This window comes from Leptospira weilii, assembly GCF_006874765.1.
In the GTDB taxonomy this organism is placed as follows: Bacteria; Spirochaetota; Leptospiria; order Leptospirales; family Leptospiraceae; genus Leptospira; species Leptospira weilii.
The window spans coordinates 1671589-1680000 of sequence record NZ_CP040840.1; the positions used below are offsets into that span (position 1 = coordinate 1671589).

Annotated in this window: 7 protein-coding genes and 1 riboswitch (1 of these 8 only partly in view); of the genes, 5 read left to right on the plus strand and 2 right to left on the minus strand. The window is 40.5% G+C overall.

What is annotated here, in order from left to right:
- The first annotated feature begins 240 nt into the window (after nucleotides 1–240).
- Nucleotides 241–418: riboswitch (cobalamin riboswitch) on the plus strand.
- Between the two features lie 94 nt (nucleotides 419–512).
- The 3 genes from FHG67_RS07900 to FHG67_RS07910 all read left to right on the plus strand — a co-directional run bounded on the left by FHG67_RS07900 (nucleotide 513) and on the right by FHG67_RS07910 (nucleotide 5077).
- Nucleotides 513–2663: a TonB-dependent receptor plug domain-containing protein gene (locus FHG67_RS07900; RefSeq protein WP_004500322.1), complete on the plus strand. Its 2151-nt coding sequence runs from the start codon at nucleotides 513–515 to the stop codon at nucleotides 2661–2663.
- Nucleotide 2664: 1 nt separating this feature from the next.
- Entirely contained in the window at nucleotides 2665–3828 is a 1164-nt protein-coding gene (locus FHG67_RS07905) for a YncE family protein (RefSeq protein WP_020782822.1), read from the plus strand.
- A 589-nt stretch (nucleotides 3829–4417) separates the two neighbouring features.
- Nucleotides 4418–5077, plus strand: a complete 660-nt coding sequence (locus tag FHG67_RS07910) for an ankyrin repeat domain-containing protein (protein WP_004496708.1) — start codon at nucleotides 4418–4420, stop codon at nucleotides 5075–5077.
- Between the two features lie 24 nt (nucleotides 5078–5101).
- Here the strand turns inward: FHG67_RS07910 and FHG67_RS07915 are convergent, their stop codons facing one another.
- Nucleotides 5102–5227, minus strand: coding sequence for a hypothetical protein (locus tag FHG67_RS07915; RefSeq protein WP_142499913.1), 126 nt, complete (start codon nucleotides 5225–5227; stop codon nucleotides 5102–5104).
- 46 nt (nucleotides 5228–5273) lie between these two features.
- Nucleotides 5274–5720 (minus strand): IS5 family transposase, encoded by a 447-nt coding sequence (locus tag FHG67_RS07920; RefSeq protein ID WP_004501194.1) that lies wholly within the window; start codon nucleotides 5718–5720, stop codon nucleotides 5274–5276.
- A gap of 574 nt (nucleotides 5721–6294) precedes the next feature.
- Between FHG67_RS07920 and FHG67_RS07930 the strand changes: the two genes are divergently transcribed.
- The gene (locus FHG67_RS07930) at nucleotides 6295–7371 is read left to right on the plus strand and encodes a leucine-rich repeat domain-containing protein (protein ID WP_142499728.1); all 1077 of its coding nucleotides are present in this window, start codon (nucleotides 6295–6297) and stop codon (nucleotides 7369–7371) included.
- Nucleotides 7372–7564: 193 nt separating this feature from the next.
- Nucleotides 7565–8412 carry the 5' portion of a leucine-rich repeat domain-containing protein gene (locus FHG67_RS07935; RefSeq protein WP_004496689.1) on the plus strand. The gene runs 883 nt beyond the window's last position, so 848 of the gene's 1731 nt are visible here — the first part of the coding sequence; its start codon is at nucleotides 7565–7567; its stop codon lies off the right edge, out of view.

Sequence of the window (8412 nt, forward strand, 5' to 3'; positions counted from 1 at the left end):
TTCACTAACGTAATAACGGTAATCTTTGAATATTACGTATTGCGGTAAACACACTCCTTTTCATTCTATTTCAGACTCCGAATTTAAAAAAGGATTCGTAAGCTCCTTTTCGAAGTGCCAAATCTGGAATTGAACAAGAGCGAGTTTTATCCGTAAAATAACTGAGACTCCCAGTGCCTCTCGTCGAATCTTTCCTTCCTTTTTCATAGAATTCTCTTGCTCGCTGAGTCCCGCTTCGAAACTCTGGAATACAAACTTGTTCATCCTCGTAAAAAGGAAGGGAATCCGGTTTAAGTCCGGAGCTGAACCCGCAGCTGTAATCGCCAACCAAGGTTTCGCAAAAATACCACTGCTTTAAACGCGGGAAGGGCGCGAAGTCGGCGAGAGCCAGAAGACCTAACAAGTGAAACAAACTGATGGGACTTTCGGGAGCTAAGGTCGGGTTTGAAAAATAGGTTTTCGTACGATGGGTTCCTCCGATTTTTCTCTCCCTTCTTGCGTTCGGGCGAAAAATGGGATCGATAAAATACATTCGACTTTTAGAATATTCTATAATACTGTTTTTTTCTATTTTTGTTTCTGGGATTGCCGCTCGGGATAATTCAAGCTCCAAGATCGCTCAAAAAACGGATTCGGTTCAAAAGGCAGAAACCGTCCGGGTGATCGGAAAGGTTTCCGACTCTGGTTCCCAAAACTTTCGATCCAATCCGAGCGGATTTCAATCCGCGATCAAACTCGACGAAACTTCCGCGCGTTATACGTCCTTGCCCGAGGTTTTGGAAAGAGAGGCCGGACTCAGGGTCAGATCCTTCGGGGGCTTGGGTTCCTATTCCACACTTTCCATCCGAGGCACGAACCCCAATCAATCCAGGATCTATTTGGATGGAATTCCTCTGAATAATTCTCAAGGCGGAGAAGTCAATCTCGCGGATTTGCCCTTTGATAGTTTGGAAAGCGTGGAAGTCTACCGATCGGGGAATCCGATCGGATTTTCCGGATCCGCGATCGGTGGCGGCGTCAATCTCGTCACGAGAAAGGACACGAACAAACCCAGAACGAGAATCAACATCGGAGGAGGTTCGTTTAATACCGGTAAGGCGAGTCTTTCGCATACCGGAACGTACAACGGAGTCGGGGCGAGTTTTTTGGCGCTCGGCGAAAAATCGGATCAGAACTTTTCTTTTAAAAACGATCACGGGACCGTAGTTTTAAACACATTAGACGATACGATTGATCGGAGAAGGAACGCGGCGTTCGAAAGAGCGGCGCTTTTCGGTACGCTCAAGTATCAAATCGGCAAAACGGAACTGAAATTATTAAACGACTTCAATCATAGAATTCATGGTCTTCCCGGACCGGGTTCCAACCAAACGAATCGGGTTCATAGAAAATACGATCGATACATGGGTTCGTTTGCGACGGACACGAAAGGATTGTTCGTCGATTCGTTTCGATTGGAAACGAGAAGTTTTTATACCGCGGCCAAGGACGATCTTTTCGATCCCGGCTCCGAATTTTCCAAAGGAACCCCGAATTCCAGAGCGGAAATCAGACAGATGGGAGTTCAACTGATACCCACTTTGTATCTTACGGATTATTACCAGATCCTAAGAGCGTTTGTTTCTTTGGAAAAGGAATCCTTTGATCGCAATAGGCTGACTCCTTCCAATGTTATCGGAAGAGCGGAGCCTTTAAAAGAAAGAATGTATTCTTCCTTTCGTTTGGAAGACGAAGTCCGCCTTTGGAACGCGAAGGTTCTTTTGATTCCTTCCGTGACTTGGGATCACTACAAGGATCGTTTTCCTTCGGAAGAACCTTGGTATAGAAGACAGGATCCCTTGGCGGGAGATCAGAAAAAAACTACATTCACAAATCCTAAATTCGGTTTTGTATGGAAGTTGTTCGAAAAGGAAACTTGGGACATTCAATTTCAGGCGAACGTTTCCAAACAATATAGAATTCCTTCCTTTTTGGAAATGTTCGGAGAACAGGGGAGTATCATCGCAAATCCGAATCTGAGACCCGAAAAAAGCGGCAACGGGGACGCCGGATTTGTGTTCAAAACGAATCATTCTCACTTGAAAACGAAGACAAGTGTCTCTTACTTTTCCAAAGATATCAAAGATATGATTTTGTTTCTTCCGAATTCTCAATTTACCCTGAGGCCGGAGAACGTGGATTCCGCGCGGATCAGAGGGGTCGAGTTCTCCCATCGGATAGATTGGAAATACGGGATTAAATTTTTGTTTAATTATACCTATCAGGATGCGATTAACACTTCCTCTTCCGTGTACCTACGCGGAAAAATTCTTCCTTTGAGGTCGAGACACGAGTTTGCGAGCACTCTTTCCCGGAAAGGAAAAAGATCGGAAATCGGGATCGAATTGTTGTATATCGGCGCGGTGTTTCGAGATAGAACAAACGAATACGTAAACTACATTCCCGCGAGACAGATTTGGAATTATTTCTTCACTTGGGTTTTGTACAGCGAACCGGGAGAACCGGTAAAGGATTCTCTCGGAAATTCGAAAGAATCCGCTCCCGCAAAGGAGTTCCTTTTAACCTTCGAGGTTAAGAATTTTACGGATCGAAGAGTTTCGGACCTGATCGGTTATCCGCTTCCGGGGAGAAGTTGGTACGCGACTCTGAGTGTGAGGTTTTGAGATGAATTCAAGACTTAATATTTTAATTGTATTCTTTTTTTTGAATGTATTTTGCAAGGACATCGAAAGGCCGTCTTTCTTGAGTCTTCTTCTGATTCAAAACTCTCCCGGTAATATAGGAGTCGTAACTACGGATTTTGGAGGGGGCGGTCGTTTTAAAGTAATCAATTCTTCTCTGCGTTACAGTTATCCGGGTTTGACTCCGATTCACTCCGACGCGGTTGCTCGCTTCGGGATCGGAAGAGTGTATGTGTTGAATCGACTCAATCGGGATAGCATACAAGTTCTCGAACCGAGCTACGGATTTATCACGGTCTCGGAGCTTTCGCTCGGATTGAAAGTCAACCCTGTGGATATGGAATTTGCAAGTGCGTCTAAAGCTTATGTGAGTCTGTACGGTTCCAGTCGTTTGTTGATCGTGGATCCGACATATATGACGATTACCGGTTCGATCGATCTTGGAAGTTATGCGGAACCTGTTTCACTTGGGGCTATGCCCGACGGAATTCCCGAGATGAACGGTTTGAAAATAGTAGGAGATTCTCTTTTTGTGTGCGTGCAGAGACTGGATCGAAACGATCCTTCCGGTTATTTTCCTCCGAACACTACCTCTCTTTTATTGGAGATCAGTATTGCGACGGATGCGGTAATTGGAGTGTATACGTTTCCGAGTTCCAATCCTGTGAGTAAGCCGCAACTCGTGGATCTTTTCGGAGAACCTCATCTTGTGGTTGCCACTCCCGCTAGAATGGGATTTCAGAGCCGAATCGACGGAGGGGTGAGCGCGTTTCGTTTATCGACTCGTTCCTTTGTTTCTCGATTCCTTTATTCCGAGTCGGTCGCGGGCGGAGATATCCTTTCTGTACAGGTGAAATCGGATACGGTTGGTTATGTTTCCGTTTTGGATTCCGGATTCACTAAAACGTTGCAGGTATTCAACCCAAGCACGGGAGAAAAAATTTCCACTCTTCTTACGATTCCTTCCAGTTACGATGCGAGTTTATCGAGTATTCTTCTTGCATCGGATAAAATTTTATATGTGGGAAATACTCAATTTCAACAACCTGGTGTGACAATGTTTGATACGGAGAGAGGGAATGTCTTGTTGACTCCGAATCCGATTTCGGTAGACCTTCAACCTTATGATATTATAGAACTGAAATAGGATAATCATTCATTTACTCATATCTACGTAATAGAGTGTCCAAAATTCCGCGCCCAAACACGGGATTTGCGCTCAAATGAACGGCATTCTGTTTTATAGGGATCAGTAGTAACTTGGTTCCTATTATAGCCTTTCTCACAAAATAGTTTAGACAAGATGGCGCCCCTTCCGGGCTTGAAAACAGTGGGTTAGACGCAAAGTTTGCATTTACCACAAAACAAGAAAACCAACGTAAGAAACGTAATGAAAAGAATGCTGTAATAAGTTTGTTTCAAAATTTAGAATGTTAGATCTTCTTCAAAAAACAACAATTCCGGATTTGGCTCAATTTTGTGAGCGCTTCTATATCTTTGCAAAAACCGTCCGTTCATTTTTGGTACCATTTTCATGCGCCCGAGTAGTAACAAGAGAGAGTTTTCTCCGTCGCTTTGCGTTTGAACATTCTCGGAGTTAGATTTTAAAGATCGAATCTTTACATTGATTCTGATTTACTAAACCGTTAAAATCGAATCGCTAAAATGTAAGAATTCTCTTGAATTTTTTCCGAAAACAGGTTCTAATCCTCTTTCAAAAAAAGTGACGGTGGTCTATGCAAGAGATCTTTCAGGCGATAGCAGGCGGGCAAAAAACGAAAGTAATCGGTTTATTAAAAAGAGATCCGAGCCTTTTTCAGAGTTTAACGGATGAGGGAATCACTCCCGTTTTATTTTCTCTTTATTATGGGAAATTAGATATTTCTAAGGAGATATACGATATTAGCTCCGACCGAAATCTTTTCGAAGCTGCGGCGCTCGGAGATCTGGAAGAAACAAAACGATTGGTTTTTGGTTCTTCGGATATGATCAATTCCTTTTCCCACGACGGTTGGTCCGCCTTACATCTTGCTTCTTATTTTGGTCATCTGGAAATTGTAAAATTTTTAATCTCATCCGGAGCGAATCTTGGCCTCACTTCCAAAAGTAAATTGTCCTACGGAAACACAGCTCTGCATTCTGCCGTGGCAACTGGAAAAAAAGCCGTCGTAGAACTTCTTTTGGAAAAAGGCGCGGATGCGAATGCTCTCCAAAATCCGGGAGGCATCACTCCTTTGCACATCGCCGCGAGTCGTTTCGGAAGTGATGGTATCATTCAGTTACTCTTGGAAAAAGGCGCCGATAAAAAAATTTGGAATTCCGAGGGAAAAACTCCGTACACAATCGCATTAGAAAAAGGAAATGTGGTTGAGGCAAAGTTGTTAGAGTTCACATGAAAAAAATATTTACTAGAACCCATCTCAAAAATGCCTAAGAAGGATCATAGCACATCCGAGAGCAATAAACCCATCGAAATTAAAATCGTAATATTCATAACGGACTACGAGTCTTCTAAAGTTTTGAAGCCAGGCAAAAAGACGCTCGATTTTCCATCGTTTTCTTCTATAAAAAGATTTTCTAATGTTTGCTCCACTAACGTGACTTCATGGGGCGAAGCATTTTCCGTGCAAAAGGCGATAGGAAGACCTTGGCTGTCTCCGATTGCCATGATCTTTGTACCCTTCCCACGTTTGGTTTTCCCCACTTTTGGACCCCTTTTTTTGCAGGAACAAATGTGCCGTCTATAAAGGATTCTTCTATATCTATTCCTCCGCGTTCTTTCAAATCGGAGGCTAAACTACGAATCATATTCCGCATCGTTCCATTTCGGTTCCATTCTTGAAAGCGACGATGGCATGTTTGATATGGAGGATAACGATCCGGCAATTCCTTCCACTGAGCTCCTGTGCGCAATATCCAAAGAATTCCATTTAAGATTGAACGAGCATCCATACGAGGACGACCTTTTCCATCTTCACGAACGTTAGGCTCAATTATCAGAGGCTCCAATATTTTCCATTGATCGTTGCTTAAATCCATTCTTTCAGTGATTTTTATTTTACGATTGTGTACAGCTTTAAAAATAAATTGTACTTATCATTTGTTGGTTTTTGAGATGGGTTCTAGTCTTAGAGGTTGTTTCCGATTGCTACTCGGACGCATGAATAGAATACTATGATGAACTTATTTCGAAAATTAGAATGTTGGGATCTTCCTCTAAAAAGTCGGAATGTAAATTGTATGACTTCGGATTGATGAGTAGGTTTATAAAAAATATTGGCTTTGTATTTCGAATTCCTGCGAAGAGCCGATTTGTTTTTTCACTAGAAATATTCAATTTTTATGATAAGAGTTTGTCCCGAAATTTCGATAAAAATGTCATCGCGAATTTTTCACAAAGCAAAGAGTCCTCACGTTCGAGTGAATGGATCGGTTTTAGGGCCAGATGTCAGGAATCGGTTCATTTCATATTTAAACAGAAGAAAATTTTTTCGATTTTTTTAAGCGAAAACGGAAATATAAAAAAGAATGTCCAAATTGAAGAGGCACCCCAGTCTCTACAAAAATCGATTTCATCTTTCGATCCAAATAAAATCCCACGGAGAAATCCCCGATGAAATTTCGTTTAACAATGATTCACTTACAAAAAATAACAATCTGCCTTTTCATTCTAGCATGTTTTTTTGCCGAGCTACAAGCAGAGGAAGTTGAACAAGGAACTTACACTGACTTAACAAAAGCGCTCCAAAATCCTTTGAAGGTTCGAGTTTTGAATTTGAGTTTCCAAAAACTCTCAACCCTTCCGAAAGAGATCGGGGAATTGCAGAATTTGCAAACGTTGGATTTGTTTGACAATAAACTCACAGTTCTTCCTAAAGAAATTTTACAACTACAAAATTTACAAATGTTGGGTTTGTGCTGCAATCAACTTACAATTCTTTCCGAAGAAATCGGGCAATTACAGAAATTAAGAGCATTGGATTTACGCGCTAATCAATTCGCAACGCTTCCTAAAGAAATTTTACAACTACAAAATTTGCAAACGTTGAATTTGGATAGTAACGAACTCACTGCTCTTCCTAAAGAAATGAGACAACTTCAGAAGTTACAAAAGTTGGATTTACGTGAGAACCAACTTACAACTCTTCCAAAGGAAATCGGACAATTGAAGAGTCTACAAACGTTGTATTTACTCGCTAATCAACTCACAGTTCTTCCTAATGAAATCGGACAACTACAGAATCTACAAACGTTGTATTTGTCCCAGAACCAACTTACGATTCTTCCCAAAGAAATTGCAAAACTTCAAAATTTGCAAACGTTGAATTTAAATGGTAACCAGCTAACGACTCTTCCGAGTGAAATCGGACAACTACAAAATTTGCAACGGTTGGATTTGTTTCACAATAAACTCACAGTTCTTCCTAAAGAAATTTTACAACTACAGAATTTACAACGGTTAGATTTGTCTCACAACCAACTTACGATTCTTCCCAAAGAAATTGCAAAGCTTCAAAATTTACAAGAGTTGAATTTAAATGGTAACCGGCTAACGACTCTTCCGAGTGAAATCGAATTCCTAAAAAAATTAAAAATTTTGAGATTATATCAAAATGAATTTTCATCCGAAGAAAAAGAAAGGATTCGAAAGCTTCTTCCAAACTGCGAAGTTGATTTTGGAGATAAATAATTTCCCTTTAAAGTTAAAGATCGTTCGATTGAAAACAATGGAAGATTTCGAAATTTTAAACCGAAGAAAAAAATTCCTCGATTGTTTTTCCAAGCGCGGACAGGTATTCAAAAAGGAATGTTCAAATGGGGCAAACGTTCCAGTTTTTACAAAAATCAATCTTACAACCAAAGTAAAGATCCAGAGAAGCTTTATGAACTTTCGTTTAAAGTTAGTTAGTATTCAAAAAATTGCGACGATTCATCTTTTATTTTTTCTTTGTTTTTTCTGTAAAGAACAAACGGAGAGACTGGATAAAGGTATCTACGTAGATTTTAAAAAAGCTCTCCGAAATCCAAAAGATGCCCAAATTCTAGTCTTAAGTTCTCAAGAGCTTACGGTTCTTCCTTGGGAAGTCGGGAATTTGGGAAATTTACAAGAACTTAATTTAGCATTCAACGAACTCTCGACGATTCCGGAAGAGATCAAGCGATTGCAAAAATTACAAAGTCTAGATTTATATGGAAATCGACTTGAAGCACTTCCTCCCGAAATCGGACAACTGCAGAATTTAAGTTGGCTGAGCTTGAGTAAAAATCAATTAGCGACTCTTCCGGCAGAAATAAAACTACTTCAGAATCTACAATATTTAAATTTAAGTAAAGATCGTCTCACTATTCTACCGAAAGGAATCGGAGAACTTAGTAATTTAAAAATATTGAATGTTTCATATAATAAAGTTTCGGTTTTTCCCGAAGAAATCGGGAAATTGCAAAATTTAAAAGATTTGGATTTGAGCAATAACCGGATTCAGGTGGTTTCAGAGAAGGTCGGGAAACTTCGAAATTTAGAACGACTGAATTTAATTGAAAACCGTCTTACGGTTTTGCCTAAAGAGATCGGACAACTTCAGAATTTGCAAACCTTAAATTTGGGTTATAATAAACTCGCGAATATTCCTAAAGAAATCGGAGAACTCCGGAGTTTAAAAGAGTTGGATTTAAGCGATAACGAACTGAAGGTTTTACCAAAAGAATTGGGAACGATCGCAAATTTGCAAAG